Raw genomic sequence first — 25,610 nt, 5'->3', positions numbered from 1 at the left:
CCTTACGAAGCCAGCATCGGCCGGCCGAGCATGCGCGACAGCACCGCCTCCGGCGAGTGCGTGTGGTCGCCGATGGCCTTGGGCGACAGGTAATAGGTCTGCTCCATCATGGCGCGCCCGCGCATGGCGGCGTGCAGCACCTGGTCGCTGAACACCATCCAGGTGGCGCCCGGCGGGAACTGGAATTCCTGCTGCGGCACATTGGCCTGGTAGGCCAGGTCGGCCTTGGCCAGGTCGTGCAATTGCAGCATGCGGTGGTCGTATTCCGAGCGGCGGCGCTTGGTGATGTGCAGCAATTCCATCAGGCGCGCCTGGCCCGGCCACATGCCCTTGGTCTGCGGCACGAAGCGGCGCGCGAAGTCGCCGAACGGCTCGCCCACGCGCCACACGCGCGGCGCCTGCGGGTCGATGTTGTGGAACACGCGCAGCAGGCGCTGGCCCAGCAGCGGGTTGGACGGGAAGGCATCCACGTGCAGGCGGGTGTCGTCCTTGCGCCAGCTCACCGGGCGGCCGGCGATCTCGCTCGGGCGCAGCGAGGTGCCGGCGCGCACGAGGTGCGGGCCGTACTCGGGGAACAGGCTCAGTACCAGCTTTTCGCTGGACTCGGCATAGCGGCGGATCAGGCGGTAGAGGTCCTTGAGGTCCTGCTCGCCGCCCTGGGCGCCGCGCACGGCGTGGTCGCTGGCGCGCAGGTTGATGTTCTTGGACTTGCCGTCCGACCAGCGGCTGTCGAGAAAGCGTTCCTCGCCCGGCTCGAAGCGGAAATGCAGGTTCGGGAAATACAGCACCGCGCCCTGCTCGAGCTGCTGACGCAGCCCGGCCGCGGTGGCGGCGTCGACCTGCGGCGCCCAGTCGGCGTAGGGCTGGGGACGGATCAGGTTGAAGGCGGGGCCATCCGCGCCGGGCATGGCGGCCTGGCCGGCTGCGGCCGGCGCCGGCGTCGAATGGGTCGTGTCTTGTGACATGGGCGTCCTCGGGTATGCGGGCTGCGGGCTCCGCCGCGCGGCAATCCGGCGGACTCCGGCAGGCTCTGGCGGGCTTCGGCAAGAGCGCGGAGCGCCACTTGCCGGGCCGCTCCGCGATCCCGCGATTCTACCCTCGCGCGCTGCGCGCGCCATCCCGGCCACCGGCCGCGCTTGATCTTCGACAAGATCGCGGGCGCCAGAAAAAACGCCGCCCGGAGGCGGCGTTCTGCGCGGCGGAGGCGAGCCTTACAGGCCGGCGGCGGCGCGCAGCGCGGCGGCCTTGTCGGTGGCTTCCCACGAGAATTCCGGCTCTTCGCGGCCGAAGTGGCCGTAGGCGGCGGTCTTCTCGTAGATCGGGCGCAGCAGGTCCAGCATCTGCACGATGCCCTTCGGGCGCAGGTCGAAATGCTCCTGCACCAGCGCGGCGATGGCCTCGTCGGAGATCTTGCCGGTGCCTTCCGTGTACACGGTCACGTTGATCGGGCGGGCCACGCCGATGGCGTAGCTGACCTGCACCTGGCACTGGCGCGCCAGGCCGGCGGCGACCACGTTCTTGGCGACGTAGCGCGCGGCGTAGGCGGCCGAGCGGTCGACCTTGGACGGGTCCTTGCCCGAGAACGCGCCGCCGCCGTGCGGCGAGGCGCCGCCGTAGGTGTCGACGATGATCTTGCGGCCGGTCAGGCCGCAGTCGCCCTGCGGGCCGCCGATGACGAAGCGGCCGGTCGGGTTGACCAGGTACTTGGTGTCCTTGAGCATCGCGGCCGGCAGCACCGGCTTGATGATTTCCTCGATCACGGCTTCGCGGATCTGCGCCTGGCTGATGTCCGGCGCGTGCTGGGTCGACAGCACCACGGTGTCCACGCTGTGCGGGCGGCCGTCGACGTAGCGCACGGTCACCTGCGACTTGGCGTCCGGACGCAGCCAGGGCAGGCGGCCGTCGCGGCGCAGCTGCGACTGGCGCTCGACCAGGCGATGCGAATAGTAGATCGGGAACGGCATCAGTTCCGGCGTCTCGTCGCAGGCGTAGCCGAACATCAGGCCCTGGTCGCCGGCGCCCTGGTTCAGGTAGTCGTCGGAGGCGCGGTCCACGCCCTGGGCGATGTCGGGCGACTGCTTGTCGTAGGCCACCAGCACGGCGCAGCCCTTGTAGTCGATGCCGTAGTCGGTGTTGTCGTAGCCGATGCGCTTGATGGTGTCGCGTGCGACCTGGATGTAGTCGACGTTGGCGGTCGTGGTGATTTCCCCGGCGAGGACCACCAGCCCGGTGTTGCAAAGCGTCTCGGCCGCCACGCGCGCGTACTTGTCCTGGGACAGGATGGCGTCCAGGACTGCGTCGGAAATCTGGTCAGCGACCTTATCGGGATGGCCTTCGGAGACGGATTCCGAAGTGAACAGGAAGTCGTTTGCCACGAACTTTTTCTCCAGGTTGGCTATTGCGCGCCAACCTGTTCAGCCCGGGCGGCGACGCTTTAGCGGTATTTTCAAGCCGTTCCGGTAGAACGGTATCGCCCCGCAAGTTGTCAGTTAACTCGGCGATACGCGCTATTATACGCGCCTGCCGGCCGCTGTGCAGCAGGCCCCACAGCCATCGGGGTTGCCTGCGCGCGGCGCCGTCGCGGCCATTGCCGGCGGATGCGGCCGGGTTCCCGGCCACGCCGGCCGCGCGGACCGTGCAGGTGCGAAGACGGGCCCGGAACACGCCGCCCGCCTCGTTTCGATTGCCCCAATATCGGCGCCACCGGGCAAAAACCTTAATCCCTTACCCGGCCACGATGCCGCTGAGCGCGATCCGATGACCTTTTTGTTCTGGCTGATTTCCCGCCTGCCGCTGTCGTGGCTGCACGCCGCCGGCGGTGCGCTGGGCCTGCTGGCGGCGCGCCTGCCGGGACGCTACGGCACCCGGCTGACCGCCCACCTGCGCCAGGCCTATCCGCGCGCGGACGCCGCCACGCTGGCCGAGGCCGCGCGCGCGACCGGCCGCATGATCCTGGAAATGCCGTATTTCTGGTGCCGCCGCAACCCGCCCGGGCGCATGTACGGCTTTGCCGGCCCGCTGTGGCCGGAGCTGGACCGACTGATGGCGCAGGAGCGCGGGCTCATCATCCTGGTGCCGCACCTGGGCTGCTTCGAGGTGCTGCCGCAGGCGTTCGCGCTGCGGCATCCGGTCACCGCGCTCTACAAGCCGCCGCACCAGCCGTGGCTGCGCGCCTGGATCCTCAAGATGCGCACGCGCCATAACCTGGCGATGGCGCCAGCCGAGCCGCGCGGCGTGCGCATGCTGCTCAAGGCGCTCAAGCGCGGCGAGGCGGTCGGCATCCTGCCCGACCAGGTGCCGCCCGGCGGCGAAGGCGCGTGGGCGCCGTTCTTCGGCAAGCCGGCCTATACCATGACGCTGGTGCAGCGCCTGCAGCAGCACACCGGCTCGCCGATCGCGGCGATCTTCGCCGAGCGCCTGCCGCGCGGTGCCGGCTTCCGCGGTCACATGCAGGTGATCGAGGAGCCGCTGCCGGCCGACCCGGCCGCCGCAGCCGCCGTGCTCAACCAGGCCATCGAGGCCCTGGTCGAGGCGGCGCCCACGCAGTACCTGTGGGGCTACAACCGATACAAGCAACCGCGCGGCGCCGAGGCTCCTCCCGCACCGGCGCCGCTTCCCAACTAGAACAGATGAGCCGTATCTTTACCTGGCTGGGCATTGCCCTGCTGACCGTGCTGGGCAAGCTGCCCTATCCGCTGGTGGCGCGCTTCGGCGAAGCGCTGGGCAGCCTGCTCTACCTGTTTCCGAGCAGCCGCCGCGGCGTGGTGCAGACCAACCTGCGCCTGAGCTTTCCCGAGCGCAGCGAGGCCGAGATCGAGGCGCTGTCGCGCCAGACCTTCCGCACCGTGTTCCGCAGCTTCGCCGAACGCGGCATCTTCTGGACCGGCAGCGAGAAGCAGATGCGCCGCTGGGTCCGCATCGAGGACCACGCCGACCTGGTGGCGCTCGACGGCAAGCCGCACATCCTGGTCACGCTGCACCTGTCGGGCGTGGAGGCCGGCGCGATCCGCCTGACCATCCACCTGCGCGACCACGTGGGGCGCTCGGGCGCCTCGCTCTACACCAAGCAGAAGAACGACCTGTTCGACGGCTTTCTCAAACACGCGCGCGGGCGCTTCGGCGCCAACATGATCGCCCGCAACGACAGCGCGCGCGACATCATCCGCTGCCTGCGCAAGGGCGAGGCGCTGCAACTGATCGCCGACATGGACTTCGGCGAGCGCGACTCCGAGTTCGTGCCGTTCTTCGGCGTGCAGGCGCTGACGCTGACCTCGGTGTCGCGCCTGGCGCGGCTGACCGGCGCCAGGGTGGTGCCGATCTACACCGAGATGCTGCCCGGCTACCAGGGCTACGTGCTGCACATCCTGCCGGCCTGGGAAGACTATCCCGGCGACAGCGTGACCGACGACACGCGGCGCATGAACGCCTTCTTCGAGGACTGCATCCGCCCGCGCATCGCCGAGTATTACTGGGTGCACAAGCGCTTCAAGCACCGTCCGCCGGGCGAGCCCGAGATCTACTGACACTACCGACACGGCCCGCGGCGCGCCATGCACGCGCGCCCGGCCAGGCATACAATCGCACCATGAGACTCCAGTTCACCAAGATGCACGGCGCCGGCAACGACTTCGTCGTGCTCGACGGCATCCACCAGACCCTGAACCTGACGCCCGCGCAGTGGCGCGCGCTCGCCAGCCGGCATTTCGGCGTGGGCGCCGACCAGATCCTGGTGGTCGAGAAGCCCACCCGCGACGACGTCGATTTCCGCTACCGCATCTTCAACGCCGACGGCGGCGAGGTGGAGCATTGCGGCAACGGCGCGCGCTGCTTCGTGCGCTTCGTCACCGAACGCGGCCTGACCGACAAGCGCTCGGTGCGCGTGCAGGTCATGAACGGCGTGATCACGCTGACGCTGCAGGACGACGGCCAGGTCACGGTCGACATGGGCGCGCCCGAGCTCGAGCCAGCGCGCGTGCCGTTCCGCGCCGAGGGCCTGCCCACGCGCGGCGAAGGCCGCGACACGCTGTACGGCCTCGAGGTCAACGGCCGCACGGCGTGGATCTCCGCCGTGTCGATGGGCAACCCGCACGCGGTGCAGGTGGTGGACGACACCGAGGCCTTCCCGGTGCTGCAGGACGGCCCCGTCATCGAGCATCACCCGAGCTTCCCCAACCGCGTCAACGCCGGCTTCATGCAGGTGCTGGCGCGCCACATCGTGCGCCTGCGCGTGTTCGAGCGCGGCGCCGGCGAGACGCTGGCCTGCGGCACGGGCGCCTGCGCGGCGGTGGTGGCCGGCATCCGCCGCGGCCTGCTGGACTCGCCGGTGGTGGTCCACACCCACGGCGGCGACCTCACCATCGCCTGGGACGGCGAAGGCGAGCCGGTGCGCATGACCGGCCCGGCCACCACCGTGTTCGAGGGCAGCATTGACCTGGAGCGGCTGCCTGCCTGACCATAGGGGATTGCGGCCCGCCCGGGCCGCGCCCCCGATGGAGTGCCAATGCCCCTCGCCGACTTCCGCATCACCTCCGGCAAGAACTTCCGCCTGGCCGACTTCGACCCAGGCGCCAAGCCGCTGTCCAGCGGCGACAAGGCCGCCGACCTGGCGCGCATCTCCGAGCTGAGCACCGAGCTCGACCTGCAGCAGGACGTCTTCTACGCCGAGCACCGGCGCAAGCTGCTGATCGTGCTGCAGGGCATGGACACCGCCGGCAAGGACGGCACCGTGCGCGGCGTGTTCCGCAGCTTCGACCCGCTGGGCATCCGCGTGGTCAGCTTCAAGTCCCCCACCGCCGAAGAGCTCGCGCACGATTACCTGTGGCGCATCCACGCGCAGGTCCCGCGCGCCGGCGAGATCGTGGTGTTCAACCGCAGCCACTACGAAGACGTGCTGATCACGCGCGTGCACGAGTGGATCGACGAAGACGAATGCGAGCGACGCTACAAGCAATTGCGCGCGTTCGAGACGCTGCTGATGGAAACCGGCACCACCATCGTCAAGTGCTTCCTGCACATTACCAAGGACGAGCAGAAAACCCGCCTGGAGTCACGGCTGGCCGATCCGCAGAAACACTGGAAGTTCGATCCGCGGGACCTGGAGGAACGTCAGTACTGGAAAAGCTACATGACCGCCTACGAGGCGGCGATCGCCGCGACCAGCACGCCGGAGGCGCCCTGGTACATCGTGCCGGCGAATTCCAAGACGCATCGGAACCTGATGGTCGCGGAGATTGTGTTTGATGTTTTTTCGAGGTTGAAGCCGGCTTATCCGGCAGGGGATCCGGGGTTAGGGAAATTGAAGGTGGTTTGATTATTTTTAAGGTTTTTAAAAGTCTAAAGGCTTAACTTTAAAGTCAGAGGCTTTAGCTTCAAAGTCAAAGGCTTAAAATCAAAGGCTTAAAGTCAACTACTGAACGTCAACTTCAAAGTCAAAGGCTTTCGCTCCTCCGGCGCGACCTACTTTCTTTTGTCCGAAAAGAAAGTAGGCCAAGAAAGCGGACTGCCTGGCCGGCAGGGGCAGAAACGTTGGGGTTTCTGGTTGTTGGTGGTTTCGTGGTGGGGGCGGTGGTTCTGTTTGTATCCTGCCGTTACCGGTGCGGGCGGCCACGATCTGGCTGGCGGTATGGGTTTCGGGGTCAGACCTATGATGGCGAGTGCACTGCTGGTTCGGGCATCTGCCGTTACCGGTTTTGGCCACCCCGACATAGCACCCTCATGGTTTCGTGGTGGGCGTGGTGGACCGGGGCGCGGGTGTCAATGGGTACCCTTGCATTGGGGCCACCGTGCCCACCACGAAACCAGTGCCGCTCCCATGACGTGCCCATTCGCTTCGGTCGCGGCAGCAGCCTGAAGGGTCTGGGCCGCCGCCATCATGCAGCGCCACCACGAATCCAATTTCGTTTGCGACGCCGCAGGCAAGCAAACCGGTAGCGTCAGCAGCCTCATCGAAGCCAACGCCCGCACCACGAATCCCGCACCAGCCATAAAGTCTGAGCGCCCAGCCCCCCTGCAAGGGGTCTGCTTTCTTTGGTTACTTTCTTTTCAGACAAAAGAAAGTGACTGGCAGCCCCGCGCAGCGGGGATGTCATACAGCCTTTGGATTCAAGCACCAAAACCGCCCGAGCCTCAAGGCCCACAACAGCCAGAACAAGGAAACCAATACCCCCAAAAACCCAATCACGCCCCCCCATTCCCCCGATGAATATCATGCGTGACGAACGGCCGCTCGTGCGTCGGCATCGCTAGCCATTCCGGGTGCTTGAGCGTCTCGCGGATGTCGTCCAGCCCGCTGGTCCAGTGCTCGTTCATGGTCAGCAGACCGAACTGGTAATCCTTGGCATTGCCCTCGAAGGTCTTGTCGCGGTAGATGAGCTGGATCACGTTGCGCCGCGCGTCGCATGCGTATTCGGCTGCCTTGCGGTACCAGTCGCTGTCGCGCTGCGCCTGCGGCACCAGCGCCATCACTTCGCTGAGCATGCGGCGGTAGTTCTGCTGCTCGCCCATGTAGTCGGTGATGGTGCGGGTACGGCTGGAGTACTGGATGTCCTTCTGGCGCTCGGCCACGTCCAGCAGGTTGTGCGGCAGCTTGCCGCGCGCGCTCCACAGGTCGACCTGGAAGATCAGCGCGTCGCGGCGGGGCTGGGCGGTCAGCACCTCGGACAGCGGCGTGTTGGACACGAGGCCGCCGTCCCAGTAGAACTCGCCGTCGATCTCCACCGCGGGAAAGCCCGGCGGCAGGGCGCCCGAGGCCATGAAATGCTCGGCGGACAGCTTGCGGCGGGTGTTGTCGAAATAGGCGAAATTGCCGGTGCGCACGTTGACCGCGCCCACCGAGACGCGCATCTCGTTGTGCTGGTGGTTGATGCGGTCGAAATCGGCGAAGCGCTCGAGCGTGGACTTCAGCGGCGAGGTGTCGTAGTAGCTGGCGGTGCCCGGTCCGCCCTGGTGCTCGAACAGCGTGGGCCACAGGCGCGGCTGGAAGAAGCCGCGCTGGCCTTCGAGCACGGCGCGGGCGGCTTCGATGCCGTCGAAGAAGACGCGCACCGGATCGGGCCAGTGCACGGCGCTCTCGGCGATCGCCTCGTAGGGCAGCAGGCTGGGCAGCCAGGGCTGGCGGCAGATGTATTCCCAGAACGCGCGCAACTGCTCGACGCGGCGCTCGGGCGCGTTGCCGGCGATGACCGCGGCGTTGAGCGCGCCGATCGAGATGCCCGCCACCCAGTTGGGCTGCACGCCGGCCTCGGCCAGGCCCTGGTACACGCCGGCCTGGTAGGAGCCGAGCGCGCCGCCGCCTTGCAGCACCAGCGCGCGCACCGTGTATTCGTGGTGCACCGGGCGTTTCTGCCCGGCGCCCTGGGGCGCGAGATCGGGCGGCGCGCAGCCGCCGGGCGGCAGGTAGTTGGGCTCCGGCGCCTTGGGCGCCTTCGCCTTTGCCGCGCGCTTCACCGCGGGCGCCGCGGGATCGGCCACCACGGCCGCCGCCGCGCCGGGCGCGCCGGATTCTCCGGGCGCGCCGTTTTTCCCGACCTTCGCTGCCATCTGATCCGCTTTCTGCCGACGTCCTACTGCCACGGCCTCTCCTTGCTCTGGTTCGTCCTTCAGGCTGCCGGCGGCGCGGCACCGCGTCGCCCGGCTGCCCCTGGAAGTTGTTTCAAAATGAAGCGAAGCGGTCCTGGCTAGGCGCGGGGCCGCAGACAGTACGACTGGTACTTGCCGTGCCCCGCAACGACGCCAGGATCTTCTTGAGACGACTTCCTACTGCATGTACCAGCCGTGGCTGACGATGAACGACTGCCCGGTCAGCGCCGCCGACGGGAACGCGCACAGGAACAGCGCGGTCTGGGCCACGTCGTCCACGGTGGTGAAGACGCCGTCCACGGTGCCGCCCAGCATCACGCGGCGGATCACTTCTTCCTCGCTGATGCCCAGTTCCTTGGCCTGCTCGGGGATCTGCTTGTCCACCAGCGGCGTGCGCACGAAGCCCGGGCAGATCACGTGCGAGCGCACGTTGTATTCCGCGCCTTCCTTGGCCAGCACGCGCGCCAGCCCGAGCAGCGCGTGCTTGGCGGCGACGTAGGCGGATTTCAGCGGCGAGGCTTCGTGCGAATGGACCGAGCCCATGTAGATCACGGTGCCGCCGCGCTTGTCCTGGTACATGTACTTGAGCGCGGCCTTGGTGGTCAGGAAGGCGCCGTCCACGTGGATGGCCTGCATCTTCTTCCAGTCGGAGAACGCGTAGTTCTGGATCGGGTTGACGATCTGGATGCCGGCGTTCGAGACCAGGATGTCGATATGGCCGAAGACCCTGGCGACCTCGTCGGTGGCGTTGTTGACGGCATCCTCGTTGGTCACGTCCATCGCCACGGCGATGGCGCGTCCGCCGGCGGCCTCGATGTCGGCGGCGGCTTTCTGCGCGGCCTCGAGATTCAGGTCGGCGATGGCGACCGCCGCGCCCTCCTTGGCCAGCAGGTCGGCGATGGCTTTGCCGATGCCGCTGGCGGCGCCGGTGACGATGGCGGTTTTTCCCTGGAGCTTCATGAAGACACCTCGTGTGATTGATGCGGGTTGGGCGCGGCGGGCGGAGGGCTCGCGATGCGCGGAAGATCGGAAAGAGCGAAAGAAAACGAAAGGAACGAAAGGAACGAAAGACGAAAGGCCGGCGGGCGGGCCGCTCAGGCCAGGTAATCGAACACCACCTCGCCCAGGCCGAGCGTAAGGTCGGCCACGAAATGCTTCGCGCCGAGCACCTCCAGCACCGGCAGCGCGGACACCGGCGCCAGCGCGTGCGGCGACAGCGACAGCGCGGCCGGGCCAGTCCAGGCGCCCTTCATCTCCACGTCCTTGAGGAAGTAGCACACCAGCTCGCAGATGCGCGGGCTGCCATCCACGTGCGGAATCACCTTGAGCAGATAGTTCGGCGTGGTGGAGAGCGACAGGCCGAGCGCGTCCTTGTCGAGCTCGCGGTGCTTGTAGCCCATCGTGCCGGTGGCCACGCGCACCGGGCCGTAGTCGAGCGTGCCGACCAGGGTGTCGGTGTGGACCTCCAGCCTGGGGCTGGCGAGTTTCTTCGGGAAGCCCCACAGTTCGCGCCCGCCCGCCAGCGGCGGATGGTCGTCGAGGTACATGGCGTGGGTGTAGGTGGCGGGCTTGCCCTGGTAGGTGACGGGAATCACCTGGCCCGATTCGGTGTAGTCGCCGAAGCCGGTGGAGTCCGGCATGCGGATGAACTCGTAGTTGACCACCGCGTCGGCGATCTCCAGCGGTTCCGGCACCACCGCGCGCAGTAGCGCGGGATCGGTGCGGTAGGTGATGATGAAGAATTCCCGATGGATGAAGCGGTACGGGCCCATCGGATAGGCCGGACTGGTAAGCGGCATGGCGAATGCCTGCTCGCGGATCGTCTTGATGTCCATGCCAGCTAACCTCCTGAAGAGATGCTGCGCCGCCTTGCCGGGCGGCAAGGCGAATCGCTGGCGGCGGGCGGTCCCGGCCGGCCGGCGAGATCAGTCAGACCGGCGAATTTTCCGCGCGGTTCCCGTCATCTGCTGCATTGCGACAAAGCTTTGCAATGCAGCGGGCAACAGATCCCAGACTATACGCCGTAGCGCTGGCGATAGGCAGCCACGGCCTCGCGCGAGGCGCTCAGCGCGGGATCGCGGGAGGCGTCCAGGTAGGCGAGCAGGTCCTTGAGGCTGGCGATCGAGATGACGGGCACGCCATATTCGCGCTGTACATCCTGCACTGCGGAATGGGTGCCGACCTGCTCGGCGGTGCCGCTTTTCTCCATGCGGTCGAGCGCGATCAGCACCGCGGCGGGCTCGGCGCCGGCCGCGCGGATCATCTGCATCGATTCGCGCACCGAGGTGCCGGCCGAGATCACGTCGTCGACGATCACCACCTTGCCCTTGAGCTTGGCGCCGACCAGCGTGCCGCCCTCGCCGTGGTCCTTGGCTTCCTTGCGGTTGTAGGCGAAGCCCACGTCACGCCCGAGGCCGGACAGCGCCACCGCGGTGGCCGAGGCCAGCGTGATGCCCTTGTAGGCCGGCCCGAACAGCACGTCGAAGTCCACGCCCGAGGCCAGCAGGGTTTTCGCATAGAATTGCGCCACCTGGCCCAGCATCGCACCCTGGTTGAACAGGCCCGCGTTGAAGAAGTACGGCGACTTGCGCCCTGCCTTGGTCACGAATTCGCCGAAGGACAGCACGCCGGCGTCCAGCGCAAAACGGATGAAAGTCTGGCTGAGGTCGCCAGCGCCGGGCTGCGGCGTCGTCTGCTGCGTCATCTTTTCTCTCTGATTTCAAATTTCCCGAGATGTTACGGATTATCAGCGCCAACCTCAACGGCATCCGCTCCGCGGCCAAGAAAGGCTTTTTCGAATGGATGGGCAAGCAGGACGCCGACATGGTCTGCGTCCAGGAGCTCAAGGCCCAGTCCGCCGACATGACCGAAGCGTTCCTCGCGCCGCACGGCTACCACGGCTACTTCCACTACGCGGAGAAAAAAGGCTACAGCGGCGTCGGCCTCTATACCCGCCACAAGCCGGAGCGCGTGGTCACGGGCTTCGGCTGCGCCGAGTTCGACAGTGAAGGGCGCTACGTGGAGGTGCAGTATCCGCACCTGGCCGTGATCTCGGTCTACGTGCCGTCCGGCTCCAGCGGCGAGGAACGCCAGCTCGCCAAGTTCCGCTTCATGGCAGCCTTCCTGCCCCACCTGCTGCAGCTCAAGGCCAGCGGGCGCGAGATCGTGCTGTGCGGCGACGTCAATATCGCCCACAAGGAAATCGACATCAAGAACTGGAAGGGCAACCTGAAGAACTCGGGCTTCCTGCCGGAGGAGCGCAGCTGGATCGGCGAACTGTTCGACGTGCACGGCTACGTGGACGTGTTCCGCAAGCTCGACCCGCGGCCCGAGCAGTACACGTGGTGGAGCAACCGCGGCCAGGCCTACGCGAAGAACGTGGGCTGGCGCATCGACTACCACCTCGCCACGCCGAAGATCGCCGACACGGCCAGCGCCACCTCGATCTACAAGGACGAGAAGTTCAGCGATCACGCGCCGCTGTCGATCGACTACGATTTCCCGCTGTAAGAAACGGGCGGCTCCGCGCGGCGCCTACGCGGCGCGCACTTCTTCCAGCAGTTCCGGATGGCGCTCGAGCAGCTTGAGCAGCTTCACCAGCGCCAGCGGCGGCCGGGTCCGGCCGGTCTCGTAGCGCGAGAACGCGTTGACGCCGCCGCCGAAGATCTCGGCGGCCTCGCGCTGGTCCAGCGCGAGGCGCTTGCGCACGCCGGCGATGAATTCGGGGTCGACGATGGCGGCGTTGACCTGCTTGTTGAATGCCACCACCGCTTCGCCGTAGCGGTCCTCCTGCCCCCGGTCGAGCACGATTTCGCCGCATGCCGGGCAGAAATCGCCAGAGACGGCCGGAATGAGCGTGGTTTCGCCCTTGTACGTGTAGGGCACGTCGCGCGTGTCGTGCACCAGTTCCGCGGCGCCGCATTCCGGACAGATCATGATTCCCACTCCTTGAATGACACGACCAGCACCGCATCGGTCACGGTCAGTTTCAGATAGAGCGCGCCGGCCGCGGTGACTGGCCGGTAGACGTCCTGCCATACCGTGTGATTCGCGTAGGTCGTCATGCTCTTGTAGAAGTCCGCCGGCGTCAGCGCGGCAACCACGGCAACGATTCCGTCCCGGTCGAACCCGAGCAGGCGGCCATGACGCGCGGCAGAGGCCGTCAGGCGCACCTGGTCCGCCTCGATCAGCGTCCTGACCACGGACAGCCGACAATGCGGCCTATGTTTCTCCATGCGAATTTAACCTACTAGGTTATCGGGATCAAGGGATTCGCGCTGCGCCGCCGCATCAAGGCCCATCAAAGCCCATCAAGGCCCGCATCGACACCGCAGCGTCATCCCAACCTAGTTACAATGCTGGTTCCCGTCCGATTCCGGCATGGGAACCTTCGTATTTCCGAGTGAGTCCGCCATGGTTTTCAAAGTGTTCGTAGATGGTCAGGAAGGCACTACCGGCCTCCGGTTGCTCGACTATCTGTCCGGCCGTTCCGATGTGGAACTGCTGCGTATCGCCGATGACAAGCGCAAGGACCCGGCCGAGCGAGCACGATTCCTGAATGCCGCGGACGTCGCTTTCCTGTGCCTGCCCGACGTGGCGTCGCGCGAAGCCGTGTCGCTCGTGACCAATCCGGATACCTGCGTGATCGACGCCAGCACGGCGTTCCGCACCGCAGACAACTGGGCCTACGGCCTGCCGGAACTCACGCGCGGCCAGCGCGAGAAGGTCCGCGCGAGCAAGCGCATCGCGGTGCCGGGCTGCCACGCCAGCGCCTTCGTGCTGGCGGTGCGCCCGCTGGTGGAGGCCGGTGTGATGCAGGCCGACTACCCGGTCTCGGCGTTCTCGCTGACCGGCTACAGCGGCGGCGGCAAGCAGATGATCGCGGAGTTCGAAGCCGGCGGTAATCCGAAGCTGAACAGCCCGCGTCCCTATTCGCTGGGCCTGGCGCACAAGCACCTGCCGGAGATGCGCGTGCAGACCGGCCTGGCGCACGCGCCGATCTTCAGCCCGATCGTCGGCAACTTCCTCAAGGGCCTGGCCGTGACGGTGCCGGTGTACCCGGACCGCCTCGCGCGCAAGGTCACGCCGGAGCAGATCGCCGACATCTACCGCAAGCACTACGAAGGCGAGCAGTTCGTGCGCGTGATGCCGGTGGGCGACGAAGCCAACCTCGACGGCGGCTTCTTCGACGTGCAGGCCAGCAACGATACCAACCGCGTCGACCTGTTCGTGTTCGGCTCGGCCGAGCGCATCGTGCTGATGGCGCGCCTGGACAACCTGGGCAAGGGCGCCGCCGGCGCCGCCGTGCAATGCATGAACGTGCATGTGGGCGCGGACGAGGCGACCGGGCTGCGCGCCTGAGTGGCGCCGTCCGGTTGTCCGGGGTAGATGAAAAAAGCCGGCCTCGGCCGGCTTTTTTCATGGCTCGGACTCAACTGCCCGTGCGGACCACCACGCCCTTGAGCGCCACGCCGATATACGCGGCACCCTTGGCGCAGACATAGGTGCTGTCGCTGGCGGTCTCGTCGTTCTTCCAGTTGCTGCGGATGTCGACCACCGCGTTGCCGCCTTCCTTCATGGCGCGCTGCTGCAGCTCCTGCACGGCCTGCACGAAGGTGGTGGCGCACAGTTCCTCGTCTCCGGGCGGCGGCGCGGCGCCGGTGGCGCCGCTGTTGTCCACCGGCCGGCGGATGCGCTTGACGGTCTTGTAGGTCTGGCCGCCCTGCGCGTCGGGCAGCCGGTTGAAACCGAACAGCAGCCTGATCGACGGATCCACGCGCGACTTGGCCTCGGCCGAGGCCAGCGCCTTGTCGATCGGCTGGTTGAGCAACTGGTCGGCCGCCTGCGCGCTGGCGCCGGCCAGCAGCGCGCCGGCCATCAGGCTGATCCGCATCCATCGTTTCATATCCCGCTCCTTGCTCCGTGACATCACGAGAAAAGGCGGCACGGCGCCGCGCCGCGGGCCGCGCACATCTTCATCCTATGCGATGCGCCGCGCGGCGGAGGCCCTTGCCGCCCTACTTTTTCAGCGGCTTCTGGCGATCGTCGTCGCCGCTGTCCTCGGGGGCGCCGCCCAGGTTGGCCATGTTGGCTCGGTACTCGGGCAGCTTCGCCATGCTCGACTCGATCGCGCGCGCGTACAGCGGCAGCACCTCGGGCAGATGCTTTTCCAGCTCGGCGATGCGGGTGCGGCCGGAGGGATGGGTGGACAGGAACTCGGAGCCCTGCTGCGCCGGCGCCTTCGACACCATGCCCATCTTCTGCCACAGCGAGATCGCGGCGCGCGGGTCGAAGCCGGCGCGCGCGGCGATGTCCATGCCGACCAGGTCGGCCTCGGTCTCGTCGGCGCGCGAGAAACGCAGCGTGAGCAGTTGCGCGCTGGTGCCGATCGCCATGTTGCCGAGGTTGCCGAAGCCGAACAGTTGCGAGATCACGTTGGCGCCGAGGTTGGTGATCTCGGACTTGGCGGCGCGCTCGCGCGCGTGCTCCTGCAGCGCGTGGGCGATCTCGTGCCCCATCACCTCGGCGACTTCGTCGTCGGTGAGCTTGAGCTGGTCGAGCAGGCCGGAGTAGAAGGCGATCTTGCCGCCCGGCATGCAGAAGGCATTGACCTGCCTGGAGTTGATCAGGTTGACCTCCCACTTCCACTGCCGCGCGCGTTCGTTCCAGCGCGTGGTCTGCGGCAGCAGGCGCCTGGCGATGGCGCGCAGGCGGATCAGCTGCGGGTTGCCGTCCGGCGCCAGCGTGCGCTTGGACTGCGCCTCGGTCTTGATCTGCTCGTATTCCTGCGCGGCCTGCTGCTCGATCACCTCGACCGGCACGATCAGCCGCACCGGCGCGCCGCCGCGCTGCACGCGGATGCCGTCGTCCGGCTCGGCGTCCTGGGCCAGGGCCGCCGGCGCGCCGAACGCGGCCGAGGCCGCCAGCGCCAGCGCGGCGAACTGCCGCGGCATCGCCAGCCCGGCCTGGCGGGGGCGGTTCTGACAATGCTGGCAATCGGACATGGAGGATTCCCCGGAAGCGGTTTGCCGGACGTGGTTTGCAGGCTGGTCTGCAGCAGGCGGCGCGGTCGCGCCGCGAAAGCGCCCGGCACCTGCCGGCCCGGCCGCAGCGTAATGCAATAATACACGGCGCCCCGCCTGGCCCATCGCCGCCGATTCATGACCTTCCAAGACTATCTCGACATTTTCCGCAACCGCCGCATCGGCGCCATGCTGACGCTGGGCTTCGCCTCCGGGCTGCCGCTGGCGCTCACCTCCGGGACCCTGCAGGCCTGGATGACGGTGGAGGGCCTCGACATCAAGACCATCGGCTTCTTCTCGCTGGTGGGCCAGGCCTACATCTTCAAGTTCCTGTGGGCGCCGCTGATGGACCGCTACACGCCGCCGCTGCTGGGCCGGCGCCGCGGCTGGCTGCTGGTCACGCAGCTCGGGCTGGTGCTGGGCATCGCCGGCATGGCCTTCTGCCCGCCGCGCGAGGCATTGTGGGCGCTGGCGGCGCTGGCCACGCTGGTGGCCTTCCTGTCGGCCTCGCAGGACATCGTGTTCGACGCCTACAGCACCGACGTGCTGCGCGCGCCCGAGCGCGGCGTGGGCGCGGCGGTCAAGGTGCTGGGCTACCGGCTGGCGATGCTGGTCTCGGGCGGGCTGGCGCTGTGGCTGGCCGACCGCGTGATGGGCTGGCAGCAGATGTACATCCTGATGGCCGGCCTGATGGGCATCGGCATCTTCTCGCTGTCGTGGGCGCCCGAGGCGGAATCGCCGGCGCGCATGCCGCGCTCCATCGAGGAGGCGATCCTCGGCCCGCTGCGCGACTTCTTCTCGCGCCCGGGCGCGTGGTGGCTACTGCTGCTGATCGTGCTGTACAAGCTCGGCGACGCCTTCGCCGGCAGCCTGTCGACCACCTTCCTGATCCGCGGCGTGGGTTTTTCCGCCGGCGAGGTCGGGCTGGTCAACAAGACGCTCGGGCTGGCCGCCACCATCGTGGGCGCGCTGTTCGGCGGCACGCTGATGGTGCGCCTGGGGCTGTACCGCTCGCTGATGCTGTTCGGCATGCTGCAGGCGGTGTCCAACCTCGGCTACTGGCTGCTGGCGGTGACGCCGCCGCACCTGTGGAGCATGGGCGCCACCATCTTCGTGGAAAACCTGTGCGGCGGCATGGGCACGGCCGCCTTCGTGGCGCTGCTGATGACGCTGTGCAACCGCTCGTTCTCGGCCACGCAGTACGCGCTGCTGTCGGCGCTGGCCTCGGTCGGGCGCGTCTACGTGGGGCCCAGCTCGGGCTACCTGGTGGAGGCATTCGGCTGGCCGGCGTTCTACCTCAGCACGGTGGTGGTGGCGCTGCCGGGCGTGGCGCTGCTCTGGGCGATGCGCAACACCGTGCACCGCTACGAGGCCAGCGCGCGCGCCGCCGCCTGACGCGGCGGGGCCGCCGGCCTTACTGCTTGTAGTAGACGATCTGGTGCGAGGTGGCGAGCAATTCGCCCTGCGGGCTCCAGATCTGCGCGCCCTGGTCGAAGAAGCCCTGGCGGAACACCTGCGCCTGGGCGCTGCCCAGCACGTGGCTGTCGCCGAGCGCGGCCAGCGTGGCGGCGTCGGCATGGAAATACGTGGTCAGCGACACCGTGCCGGCCGGCACGAAGCCGGCGCGCTTGAGGAAGATGCGCGGGTAAAAGGTGTCGCACCACGCCGCCATCGCGGCGAAGTCCGGCGTGCGCGCCGGCGCGTCGCGCAGCCAGAACTGCGTGAGGCTGTCGGGATGCTCGGTGCCGGGCTCGGCGCTCGGCCTGGCGCCGCGCACCGGGCGCAGCTCGTAGGCATCGAGCCAGCGCACCGGCGCGAAGCCCGCCATCGGCGGCACGGCCTGCGCGGGCGGCACCTGCGGGAATGCCGCCTCGGCGCAGTTCCACGTCTCGCGGCGCACGGCGAAGAAGGCGGTGGCGGTGGTGGCCACCTCGTCGCCCTGGCGCAGCTCGATCGACCAGTGCTGGGTGTTGCGGTTGGTGCGCACCGGGCGCGCCTCGATCACGAACGGCCCTGCCACGATCGGGCCGGCGAAGTTGACGGTCAGCGCGGACGGGTCGCCGAGCCGGGCCGGATGCCGGAGCGCGGCCTGCAGCAGCGTGGCCGCGGTGATGCCGCCGAACGGCCCGATCATGTTCCAGTACTCCGGCGTGGTGCGGCCGTGGAAGAGATTGCCGCCCGCGTGCTCCAGCGCGATCGCGTGGTCGAAGGAGTGGACGGGCTGGCTGGCGGCTTGGGTGGCGGTCATGATGTCTCTGCGTATTATGTTTGGATCGATGCCGAAAAAAGTACGGTCGTTCGATAATACGCCAAAGCGCCGCGCGCTGCCGGCGCGCGCCGCCAGGGCCGGACGCGCCCGTTCAGGCTGCCGTCACACTACCTTCGCGCTGCCTTCATGCTACCTTCGCGCCGCCCTCAGGCGGCACACACCCGGTACACCGCCAGGCTGCCGCGCCAGTTCCGCCCCCAGTTGACCGTCACGCCTTCGTGCATCACCACGCGGTCCAGCACGCGCAGCCCGACCTTGGGCGCGAGCGCCTCGAAGTCGCTGATGGTCAGCACGCGCACGTTGGGCGTGTTGTACCACTGGTAGGGCAGCGCCTCCGACACCGGCATGCGGCCGCGGAACACCGACAGCCGGTGCGGCCAGTAGCCGAAGTTGGGAAACGACACGATGCATTCGCGCCCCACGCGCAGCGTCTCGCGCAGGACCTGCGCGGTGTTGTGGATGGTCTGCAGCGTCTGCGACAGGATCACCGTATCGAAGCTCTTGTCCTCGAACAGCGCCAGTCCGCCTTCCAGGTTCTGCTGGATCACGTGCACGCCCTTCTGCGCGCACGCCAGCACGCCTTCGTCCTGGATCTCGATGCCGTAGGCCTGCACGTCGAGCTCGTCCTGCAGCACGCGCAGCAGGCTGCCGTCGCCGCAGCCGAGGTCCAGCACGGTGGAATCGGGCTCGATCCAGCGCGCGATGGCGCGGAAGTCGGGGCGCAGCGCCAGGATGTTGGGGTTGGCAGCGGCGTTCATGCGCCAATCTCCTCGGCGATGCGCTGGTAGTAGGCGCGCATCAGGTTGTGGTAGCGCGCGTCGTCCAGCAGGAAGGCGTCGTGGCCGTGCGGCGCGTCGATCTCGGCGTAGCTGACCGGGCGCTTGTTGTCGAGCAGCGCCTTGACCAGCTCGCGGCTGCGGTTCGGCGCGAAGCGCCAGTCGGTGGTGAAGCTGGCCACCAGGAAGCTGGCGCGGGTCTGCGCCACCGCGCGCGTGAGGTCGCCGCCGAAGGCCAGCGCGGGATCGAAGTAGTCCAGCGCGCGCGTGATCAGCAGGTAGGTGTTGGCGTCGAAATACTCGGCGAACTTGTCGCCCTGGTAGCGCAGGTAGCTCTCCACCTGGAACTCGACGTCGAACGAGAAGCGGATGTCGTCGGTCTTGAGCTCGCGGCCGAATTTCTCGGCCATGTCCTCGTCGGACAGGTAGGTGATATGGCCGATCATGCGCGCCACGCGCAGGCCGCGCTTGGGCTTGACGTTGTGCGCGTAGTAGTTGCCGCCGTGGAAGTCCGGGTCCGACAGGATGGCGCTGCGCGCCACCTCGTTGAAGGCGATGTTCTGCGCCGACAGCTTGGGCGTGGAGGCCACCACGATGCAGTGGCGCAGCCGGTCCGGGTACATCAGGCTCCACGCCAGCGCCTGCATGCCGCCGAGGCTGCCGCCCATCACCGCGGCGAACTGCGCGATGCCGAACTGGTCGGCCACGCGCGCCTGCGCGTTGACCCAGTCTTCCACCGTCACCACCGGGAACATCGCGCCGTAGGGCTTGCCGGTGGCCGGGTTGGGGCTCATCGGGCCGGTCGAGCCGAAGCACGAGCCGAGGTTGTTCACGCCGATGACGAAGAAGCGGTTGGTGTCGAGCGGCTTGCCGGGGCCGACCATGTTGTCCCACCAGCCCACGTCGTGCGGATCGTGCGCCGACACGCCCGCCACGTGGTGCGAGGCGTTGAGCGCGTGGCACACCAGCACGGCGTTGGAGCGCGCGGCGTTGAGCGTGCCGTAGGTCTCGACCATCAGGTCGTAGTCGGCGATCGAGGTGCCGTTGCGCAGCTTCAGCGGCTCGGGGAAATGCATGCGCCGCGGCGTGACGATGCCGACCGAATCGGCCGGCGGTGCCAGCGTGGCAGGAGGCGTAGCTACGTCTGTCATGAAGTGGGCCCGCCGGGAGACGGGCGTAAAAAAACCCGACCGGCATTTGCATGGCCGTCGCGTGCGGTTGCGGTTTGCATTTGCATTTGCACGAACGGTGGCGCAGCCAATCGGGTTTTGCGCGGGCCTTGTCGCCGCTTGCCGGTGCCTTGCGTGGCAGGGTACCGGCCCAACCTCTTTAGCCGCATTTATATTGGCCGCCGCGACATCCCGACAAGGGAACCGTGGCTGCCGCGCGCCCGCAAGCCAGTCATCAAATCGGCGCGACGCGCTTATTATAGAGCAAACGGCGCCGGCGCCGCCTGCCCCGCGCCGTTGTCCCTACTGCCAGCGAGCCTTGCCTTGACGAACCCGCCCAGCATCCTGGTCATCGAAGACGAAGCCGCGATCGCGGACACCATCCTCTACGCGCTGTCCACCGACGGCATGTCGGTGGCGCATTGCGCGCTCGGCGGTGCGGCGCTGGCGCGGCTGCGCGCGCAGGTGCCCGACCTGGTGATTCTCGACGTGGGCCTGCCGGACATCAACGGCTTCGAGGTCTGCCGCACGCTGCGCACGTTCTCCGACGTGCCGGTGATCTTCCTGACCGCGCGCCATGAAGAGATCGACCGCATCGTGGGCCTGGAGATCGGCGCCGACGACTACGTGGTCAAGCCGTTCTCGCCGCGCGAGCTGGCCGCGCGCGTGCGCGTGATCCTGCGCCGCGCCGGCACGCGCGCTACACCGCCGCCAGCGCCGCCAGCCGCCGCCGCCGCCGCGCAAGGATTCACGCTCGATGCCGACGGCGCGCGCGTGGCCTGGCGCGGCCGGTGGCTGGACCTGACCCGCTACGAATACTTGCTGCTGTCGCTGCTGCTGCGACACCCGGGGCGCATCTACTCGCGCGCGCAGCTGATGGCGCTGGTCTGGCACGATGCCGCCGACACCATCGACCGCACCGTCGACACCCACGTCAAGACCGTGCGCGCCAAGCTGCGCGCGCTCGATCCCGCCTGCGACCCGATCCGCACGCACCGCGGCATGGGCTATTCGCTCGCGGCCTGATCCCGCTCTCCCCTCCTTCGCGCCCACGCATGCACATCGGCCTTCGCATCTTCTTCGGCTTCTTCCTGATCGTCGGACTGGCGGCCTTCCTCACGCTGCGCGTGTTCGTGCAGGAGGTCAAGCCGGGCGTGCGGCAGGCGATGGAGGACACGCTGGTCGACACCGCCCACGTGCTCGCGGTGCTGGCCGCCGACGACCTCAAGAGCGGGCATATCGCCGACGGCGCCTTCGCGCGGCGCCTGGCGCGGCTGCGCGAGGACAAGGTCGACGCCAACGTGTGGGGCATGCACAAGGACGCGGTCGGCTACCGCATCTACGTCACCGACGAGCGCGGCATCGTGCGCTTCGACTCCGGCGACGCCGGGACAAGCGCGACAGGCGCGACAGGCGCCGACTACTCGCGCTGGAACGACGTCTACCGCACCCTGCGCGGCCAGTACGGCGCGCGCAGCACGCGCGCCGACCCGGACGACGACGCCAGCACCGTCATGCACGTGGCCGCGCCGATCCGCGACGGCGGCCGGATCATCGGCGTGCTGACCGTGGCCAAGCCCAACGTGACGATGGCGCCGTTCATCGCGCGCAGCCAGCGCAAGATCCTGCTCAACGGCCTGCTGCTGATGGGCGGCGCCTTCGCCATCGGCCTGGCCTGCACGCTGTGGCTGGTGCACGGCCTGCGCCGCCTGCAGCGCTACGCGCGCGCGGTGGCGGCCGGCGAGCGCGCCGAGATGCCGCTGCGCGGCGCCAGCGAGCTGGCCGAGCTGGGCCGCGCGGTGCAGGGCATGCGCGCGCGGCTGGAAGACAAGCAGTACGTCGAGCACTACATCCACACCCTCACGCACGAGATGAAGAGCCCGCTGGCGGCCATCGGCGGCGCGGCCGAGCTGCTGCAGGAGGACATGCCGGCGGCGGACCGCGGCCGCTTCGCCGCCAACATCGGTCGCCAGGCGCAGCGCCTGGAACAGATGATCCGCAAGCTGCTGGCGCTGGCCGCGCTGGAGCAGCGCCAGCGCCTGGAGACGCGCGAGCGCGTGGCGCTGCTGCCGCTGATCGGGCAACTGCTGCAGGAGCTGGAGCCGCGCGCGCGCCAGCGCGAACTGTCGCTGCGCCTGCTGCCGCCCGCGCAGCCGGACCCGGCCGTGGAAGGCGACCCGTTCCTGCTGCGCCAGGCGCTGGCCAACCTGCTGGAAAACGCGCTCGATTTCGCGCCGGCGGGCAGCGCGGTGGACATCTCGGTGGAGCAGGCCGGCGCCACCACCGCCGTGCGCGTGGCCGACCAGGGGCCGGGCATCCCGGACTACGCGCTGCCGCGCCTGTTCGAGCGCTTCTACTCGCTGCCGCGCCCGGGCGGCCAGGACAAGAGCACCGGGCTGGGGCTGTGCTTCGTGCGCGAGATCGCCACGCTGCACCAGGGCGCCATCGCGCTGGCCAACGACGCGCGGGGCGGGGCCTGCGCCACGCTGACGCTGCCGTCGGCATAGCGCCGGCGGCGGCCGGTTCGCCACACATTCGGCTCGCCACACATTCGCTTCACACAGGCTTCCGCGGCGCCTCACACGGCGGCGGCACACTGGCGGCATTCTCATTGCCGAGCCCAAAGGAAACCGCCGCTCATGCCGACCTATCTCCATTGCGCCCCGCCGCTGGCCCTCGCGGCCGCGCTCGGCCCGCGCCGCGTGCCGGCCGGCCTGCTGGCCGCCGGCGTGGCGGCCAGCGTGCTGCCGGACCTGGACATGCTCGCCGTCTGGCACGCCGGCGCGCGCTACGACACGGTGCTGGGCCACCGGGGCCTGACGCACTCGATCGGCTTCGCGCTGGCGCTCGGCCTGCTGGCCGCGCTGGCGGCGCGGCGCCGCGGCTGGCGGCCCGGCATCGCGTTCCTGTTCGTGGCGGCGAGCGCCGTGTCGCATCCGCTGCTGGACCTGCTCACCGACCGCGGCATCGGCTCGGCGCTGTTCTACCCGCTGACGGACCGGCGCGTAAACTTGCCGTGGCGGCCATTGCCGCTGTCGGCGGCGGGCCTGTTCGGCGTGGCGCGCCTGCGGCTCGAATGCCTGTGGATCGGCCTGCCGCTGCTGGCGGCGGGCACGCTCGGCGCCGGCCTGCGGCTGTGGCTGGAGCGCGCGGGGCTGGCGCGGCGTCCCGCGCTGGCCAAGTGAGGCGCGCATGAGACCGGCCACCGGCGCGGCCCTGGCCGCCACCAACCGCATCGACCGCTTCCTGACCGCGCCGCGCCCGGCGCTGGCGCTGGCGGGCACGCGGCGCGCGCTGTGCGAATTGCTCGCCTTCGGCATCAAGGAGGCGCGCGCCTGCCTGTTCGCCGGGCTGTTTTTCCTGGCGGTGTTCGCGGTGCCGCGCGGCGGCTGGCTGGGCATCCCGCGCTACGACCTGCTGCTGGCCGCGGCGCTCGCCATCCAGGCGGCGATGGTGTGGGCGCGGCTGGAAACCGTGGACGAGCTCAAGGCCATCAGCCTGTTCCACGTGGTGGGCTTCGCGCTGGAGGCGTTCAAGACTTCCGGCGACATCCAGTCGTGGAGCTATCCCGACTTCGCCTACACCAAGGTGCTTGGCGTGCCGCTGTTCGCGGGGTTCATGTACGCGGCGGTGGGCAGCTACATCATCCAGGCCTGGCGCATCCTCGGCGTCAGCGTGCGGCACCATCCGCCGCACTGGATGGCGGCCGCGATGGCGGTGCTGGTGTATGCCAACTTTTTCATGCACCACTATATCGGCGACTACCGCTGGTACCTGGCCTGCGGCATCTGCGGCCTCTACGCGCGCGCCACGGTGCGCTTCCGCCCGCTCGACCGCGAGCGCGGCATGCCGCTGCTGCTGGCCTTCGTGCTAATCGGGCTGTTCGTCTGGATCGCCGAGAACATCAGCACCTTCTTCTCGGTATGGCGCTATCCCGACCAGCTCGGCGCGTGGTCGGCGGTGCACGTGGGCAAGTGGAGCTCGTGGTCGCTGCTGATCGTGATGACCTTCACCATCGTGGCCAACCTCAAGCACATCAAGGCCAGCATCCACGTGCCGCGCTGATCGCGGCGGCTCAGCCCAGCAGCACGCGCAACTGCGCGTCGGCGTTCTCGCTGGGCAGCTTGCGGAAGCCGCTCTTGGCGTAGCGGTGCCACTGGCCCTGCACCGCCGCCACGATCAGCGCGGCGCGCACCGGCACGTCGGCGTCGGCCGGGAAGGCGCCCTGGCTGATGGCGACCTTCAGGCACTGCCGCAGCGAGGCCTCGATGCGGTCCACCAGCTGGTTGATGCGCTCCTGCAGGCGGTCGTGCTCGCCGACCAGCGCCTCGCCGGTCAGCACGCGCGTCATGCCGGGGTTCTTCTCGGCGAACGACAGCAGCATGCGCACGATGGCGTGCGCCTGGCGCAGGCCGTTCTCTTCCTGCGTGGTGATCTGGTTGATGAGGCCGAACACGGTCTGCTCGATGAAGCCGATCAGGCCTTCGAACATCTGCGCCTTGCTGGCGAAATGGCGGTACAGCGCCGCCTCCGACACGCTCAGCTTGGCGGCCAGCGCGGCGGTGGTGATCTTCTCCCCGCGCGGCACTTCCAGCATGCCGGCCAGCGTCTGCAGGATCTGCACGCGCCGCTCGCCGGGGCGCGGCCGCTTGCGCACCGGCGCCCCGTCGGCGCCCGCGGCCGGCGCGCCGGCGGCCGCGGTGGTGCCCGCGGTGGTGCCGGCATTGCTGCCTGAAGCGGCGCCCGAGGGGCGCCCATTGCTCTGCATCATGACCCGATTCCCCGCATTCTTTGTTTGAGTTGATGCATGGATTGTACTTTTACGTCCACATAGCCGGGACGATTTACGATGCGCGCGCGCACGCGCGGCGCCGAAGCGGGCAGCGCCTGGGGCGCGGTGCCGCCGGCCGCGCCCTGCGCGGCCGCGGCCGGCGGGTCCTGCGTCTCGGCCGCCACCAGCGTCACCGAGCGCTCCTGCGCGGCGTGGCCGGCGCGCTGGCGGTCTTCGGCATCGAGCGTGCTGCGCAGCACGGCGTCGCCGCTCACGCCGGCCACCGCGGCATCGGCCGGCAGCGGCACCGCGTGCGGGCGCGACGGCGCCAGCGTGCGCAGATAGCCCGTCACCCAGGCGGTGCGGACGCCGGTGCCGGCGTAGCGCTTGAGGTGGGACAGCGTGTCTTCCACCAGCACCGCGCGGTGCGGCGCCACGCCGTGCTGGGCCAGCAGCCGGCGCAGCATGCGGCGGTCGGGCTTGGGCCGCAGGTGGCCGTGCACCCACATGTCCTCGACCGCCACCACGCGCTCGAAGCAGTGCGAGATGCCGGCCACGCGCAGCACCGCGCGCGCGTACTGCGCGGGCGCGTTGGTGACGAGGATCTTGCGGCCCGGCAGGCGCATCAGGTGCGCGACCAGCCCGCGCTGCACGCGCACCATCTGCGCCAGCTCGGGAAAATCGTGCGCGGCACGCAGGAAGTCGGCCGGGTCCACGCCGTGGTGGCGGATCATGCCGAGCAGCGTGGCGCCGTAGCGCTGCCAGTACTTCACCCGCACCTCGCTGGCGGTGGCCTCGTCGCAGCCGATCACGCGCGCCACGTACGCGGTCATCAACCGGTTGATGGCCGGGAAGATCGCGTGCGAGGCGTCGTGCAGCGTGTTGTCGAGGTCGAACAGCCAGACGGTGCGGCCGGAATTGTCGCCGGCGGGGCGGCGGCGGCGCGCACCGCGCAGGCTGGGGCGCGGGGTCTGGGTGGGTGTCGGCACGCGGGAAGGGGAGGAAGGCAGGACCGGCCGCGCGCGG

General features: G+C 68.8%; 26 protein-coding genes. 11 read left to right on the top strand and 15 right to left on the bottom strand.

What is annotated here, in order from left to right; translation table 11 throughout:
- Window positions 1–2 precede the first annotated feature (2 nt).
- Window positions 3–908 (bottom strand): Kdo hydroxylase family protein, encoded by a 906-nt coding sequence (locus ACWTPI_RS01155; protein ID WP_059414908.1) that lies wholly within the window; start codon window positions 906–908, stop codon window positions 3–5.
- A gap of 303 nt (window positions 909–1,211) precedes the next feature.
- On the bottom strand, window positions 1,212–2,375 hold the full coding sequence (gene metK, locus ACWTPI_RS01150) for a methionine adenosyltransferase (protein WP_020205933.1): 1,164 nt from the start codon (window positions 2,373–2,375) through the stop codon (window positions 1,212–1,214).
- Between the two features lie 382 nt (window positions 2,376–2,757).
- On the opposite strand from metK, the gene ACWTPI_RS01145 reads away from it, so the two are divergent.
- The 4 genes from ACWTPI_RS01145 to ACWTPI_RS01130 all read left to right on the top strand — a co-directional run bounded on the left by ACWTPI_RS01145 (window position 2,758) and on the right by ACWTPI_RS01130 (window position 6,310).
- The gene (locus tag ACWTPI_RS01145) at window positions 2,758–3,624 is read left to right on the top strand and encodes a lysophospholipid acyltransferase family protein (protein WP_020205932.1); all 867 of its coding nucleotides are present in this window, start codon (window positions 2,758–2,760) and stop codon (window positions 3,622–3,624) included.
- 5 nt (window positions 3,625–3,629) lie between these two features.
- The gene (locus ACWTPI_RS01140) at window positions 3,630–4,523 is read left to right on the top strand and encodes a lipid A biosynthesis lauroyl acyltransferase (RefSeq protein WP_059414857.1); all 894 of its coding nucleotides are present in this window, start codon (window positions 3,630–3,632) and stop codon (window positions 4,521–4,523) included.
- 62 nt (window positions 4,524–4,585) lie between these two features.
- Complete coding sequence (gene dapF / locus ACWTPI_RS01135) at window positions 4,586–5,452, top strand: diaminopimelate epimerase (RefSeq protein WP_454730765.1); 867 nt, start codon at window positions 4,586–4,588, stop codon at window positions 5,450–5,452.
- A gap of 48 nt (window positions 5,453–5,500) precedes the next feature.
- Window positions 5,501–6,310, top strand: a complete 810-nt coding sequence (locus ACWTPI_RS01130) for a polyphosphate kinase 2 family protein (protein WP_454730764.1) — start codon at window positions 5,501–5,503, stop codon at window positions 6,308–6,310.
- 866 nt (window positions 6,311–7,176) lie between these two features.
- Here the strand turns inward: ACWTPI_RS01130 and ACWTPI_RS01125 are convergent.
- From ACWTPI_RS01125 to pyrE, 4 genes are all read right to left on the bottom strand, one after another.
- On the bottom strand, window positions 7,177–8,538 hold the full coding sequence (locus ACWTPI_RS01125) for a DUF3734 domain-containing protein (protein ID WP_020205128.1): 1,362 nt from the start codon (window positions 8,536–8,538) through the stop codon (window positions 7,177–7,179).
- A gap of 216 nt (window positions 8,539–8,754) precedes the next feature.
- Window positions 8,755–9,537, bottom strand: a complete 783-nt coding sequence (locus ACWTPI_RS01120; protein ID WP_020205129.1) for a 3-hydroxybutyrate dehydrogenase — start codon at window positions 9,535–9,537, stop codon at window positions 8,755–8,757.
- A gap of 134 nt (window positions 9,538–9,671) precedes the next feature.
- Window positions 9,672–10,412, bottom strand: coding sequence for an acetoacetate decarboxylase (locus tag ACWTPI_RS01115; RefSeq protein ID WP_020205130.1), 741 nt, complete (start codon window positions 10,410–10,412; stop codon window positions 9,672–9,674).
- A gap of 179 nt (window positions 10,413–10,591) precedes the next feature.
- On the bottom strand, window positions 10,592–11,281 hold the full coding sequence (gene pyrE / locus ACWTPI_RS01110; protein WP_020205131.1) for an orotate phosphoribosyltransferase: 690 nt from the start codon (window positions 11,279–11,281) through the stop codon (window positions 10,592–10,594).
- 29 nt (window positions 11,282–11,310) lie between these two features.
- Between pyrE and ACWTPI_RS01105 the strand changes: the two genes are divergently transcribed.
- A complete protein-coding gene (locus tag ACWTPI_RS01105) occupies window positions 11,311–12,087 on the top strand; it encodes an exodeoxyribonuclease III (protein ID WP_020205132.1) in 777 nt (258 codons plus the stop codon).
- Between the two features lie 24 nt (window positions 12,088–12,111).
- Here ACWTPI_RS01105 and ACWTPI_RS01100 read toward each other — a convergent pair whose 3' ends face one another.
- Both ACWTPI_RS01100 and ACWTPI_RS01095 read right to left on the bottom strand, forming a co-directional pair.
- Window positions 12,112–12,513 (bottom strand): type II toxin-antitoxin system MqsA family antitoxin, encoded by a 402-nt coding sequence (locus ACWTPI_RS01100; RefSeq protein ID WP_020205133.1) that lies wholly within the window; start codon window positions 12,511–12,513, stop codon window positions 12,112–12,114.
- Window positions 12,510–12,812, bottom strand: a complete 303-nt coding sequence (locus ACWTPI_RS01095) for a type II toxin-antitoxin system MqsR family toxin (RefSeq protein WP_029044058.1) — start codon at window positions 12,810–12,812, stop codon at window positions 12,510–12,512. The genes ACWTPI_RS01100 and ACWTPI_RS01095 overlap by 4 nt, the downstream gene beginning before the upstream one ends.
- A gap of 178 nt (window positions 12,813–12,990) precedes the next feature.
- On the opposite strand from ACWTPI_RS01095, the gene argC reads away from it, so the two are divergent.
- Window positions 12,991–13,938: an N-acetyl-gamma-glutamyl-phosphate reductase gene (argC, locus tag ACWTPI_RS01090; RefSeq protein ID WP_029044059.1), complete on the top strand. Its 948-nt coding sequence runs from the start codon at window positions 12,991–12,993 to the stop codon at window positions 13,936–13,938.
- A 70-nt stretch (window positions 13,939–14,008) separates the two neighbouring features.
- On the opposite strand, the gene ACWTPI_RS01085 is transcribed toward argC, so the two are convergent.
- Together ACWTPI_RS01085 and ACWTPI_RS01080 are read right to left on the bottom strand one after the other, a co-directional pair.
- Window positions 14,009–14,482, bottom strand: coding sequence for an excinuclease ATPase (locus ACWTPI_RS01085; RefSeq protein WP_231586627.1), 474 nt, complete (start codon window positions 14,480–14,482; stop codon window positions 14,009–14,011).
- Between the two features lie 112 nt (window positions 14,483–14,594).
- On the bottom strand, window positions 14,595–15,530 hold the full coding sequence (locus tag ACWTPI_RS01080; RefSeq protein WP_020205137.1) for a M48 family metallopeptidase: 936 nt from the start codon (window positions 15,528–15,530) through the stop codon (window positions 14,595–14,597).
- Between the two features lie 207 nt (window positions 15,531–15,737).
- Between ACWTPI_RS01080 and ACWTPI_RS01075 the strand changes: the two genes are divergently transcribed.
- Window positions 15,738–16,994, top strand: a complete 1,257-nt coding sequence (locus tag ACWTPI_RS01075) for a muropeptide transporter (protein ID WP_020205138.1) — start codon at window positions 15,738–15,740, stop codon at window positions 16,992–16,994.
- A 19-nt stretch (window positions 16,995–17,013) separates the two neighbouring features.
- Here the strand turns inward: ACWTPI_RS01075 and ACWTPI_RS01070 are convergent, their stop codons facing one another.
- From ACWTPI_RS01070 to metX, 3 genes are all read right to left on the bottom strand, one after another.
- Window positions 17,014–17,847: an acyl-CoA thioesterase gene (locus tag ACWTPI_RS01070; RefSeq protein WP_454730763.1), complete on the bottom strand. Its 834-nt coding sequence runs from the start codon at window positions 17,845–17,847 to the stop codon at window positions 17,014–17,016.
- A 167-nt stretch (window positions 17,848–18,014) separates the two neighbouring features.
- Window positions 18,015–18,626: a methionine biosynthesis protein MetW gene (gene metW / locus ACWTPI_RS01065; protein ID WP_020205140.1), complete on the bottom strand. Its 612-nt coding sequence runs from the start codon at window positions 18,624–18,626 to the stop codon at window positions 18,015–18,017.
- Window positions 18,623–19,795, bottom strand: coding sequence for a homoserine O-succinyltransferase MetX (gene metX, locus ACWTPI_RS01060; RefSeq protein WP_029044061.1), 1,173 nt, complete (start codon window positions 19,793–19,795; stop codon window positions 18,623–18,625). The genes metW and metX overlap by 4 nt, the downstream gene beginning before the upstream one ends.
- Window positions 19,796–20,137: 342 nt before the next feature.
- Here metX and creB point away from each other — a divergent pair, with 342 nt between their 5' ends.
- From creB to ACWTPI_RS01040, 4 genes are all read left to right on the top strand, one after another.
- On the top strand, window positions 20,138–20,839 hold the full coding sequence (creB, locus tag ACWTPI_RS01055; protein ID WP_454730762.1) for a two-component system response regulator CreB: 702 nt from the start codon (window positions 20,138–20,140) through the stop codon (window positions 20,837–20,839).
- 29 nt (window positions 20,840–20,868) lie between these two features.
- Window positions 20,869–22,320, top strand: coding sequence for a two-component system sensor histidine kinase CreC (gene creC / locus ACWTPI_RS01050; RefSeq protein ID WP_454730761.1), 1,452 nt, complete (start codon window positions 20,869–20,871; stop codon window positions 22,318–22,320).
- 132 nt (window positions 22,321–22,452) lie between these two features.
- Window positions 22,453–22,998, top strand: coding sequence for a metal-dependent hydrolase (locus ACWTPI_RS01045; protein WP_454730760.1), 546 nt, complete (start codon window positions 22,453–22,455; stop codon window positions 22,996–22,998).
- Between the two features lie 7 nt (window positions 22,999–23,005).
- Window positions 23,006–23,878: a DUF817 domain-containing protein gene (locus ACWTPI_RS01040; RefSeq protein WP_454730759.1), complete on the top strand. Its 873-nt coding sequence runs from the start codon at window positions 23,006–23,008 to the stop codon at window positions 23,876–23,878.
- Window positions 23,879–23,888: 10 nt separating this feature from the next.
- On the opposite strand, the gene slmA is transcribed toward ACWTPI_RS01040, so the two are convergent.
- On the bottom strand, window positions 23,889–24,584 hold the full coding sequence (slmA, locus tag ACWTPI_RS01035) for a nucleoid occlusion factor SlmA (protein WP_020205146.1): 696 nt from the start codon (window positions 24,582–24,584) through the stop codon (window positions 23,889–23,891).
- Complete coding sequence (locus tag ACWTPI_RS01030) at window positions 24,581–25,573, bottom strand: pyrimidine 5'-nucleotidase (protein WP_454730758.1); 993 nt, start codon at window positions 25,571–25,573, stop codon at window positions 24,581–24,583. The genes slmA and ACWTPI_RS01030 overlap by 4 nt, the downstream gene beginning before the upstream one ends.
- Window positions 25,574–25,610: the final 37 nt, after the last annotated feature.

This window comes from Cupriavidus ulmosensis (assembly GCF_977008105.1).
This window is presented reverse-complemented; position numbering and strand designations above follow the sequence as displayed.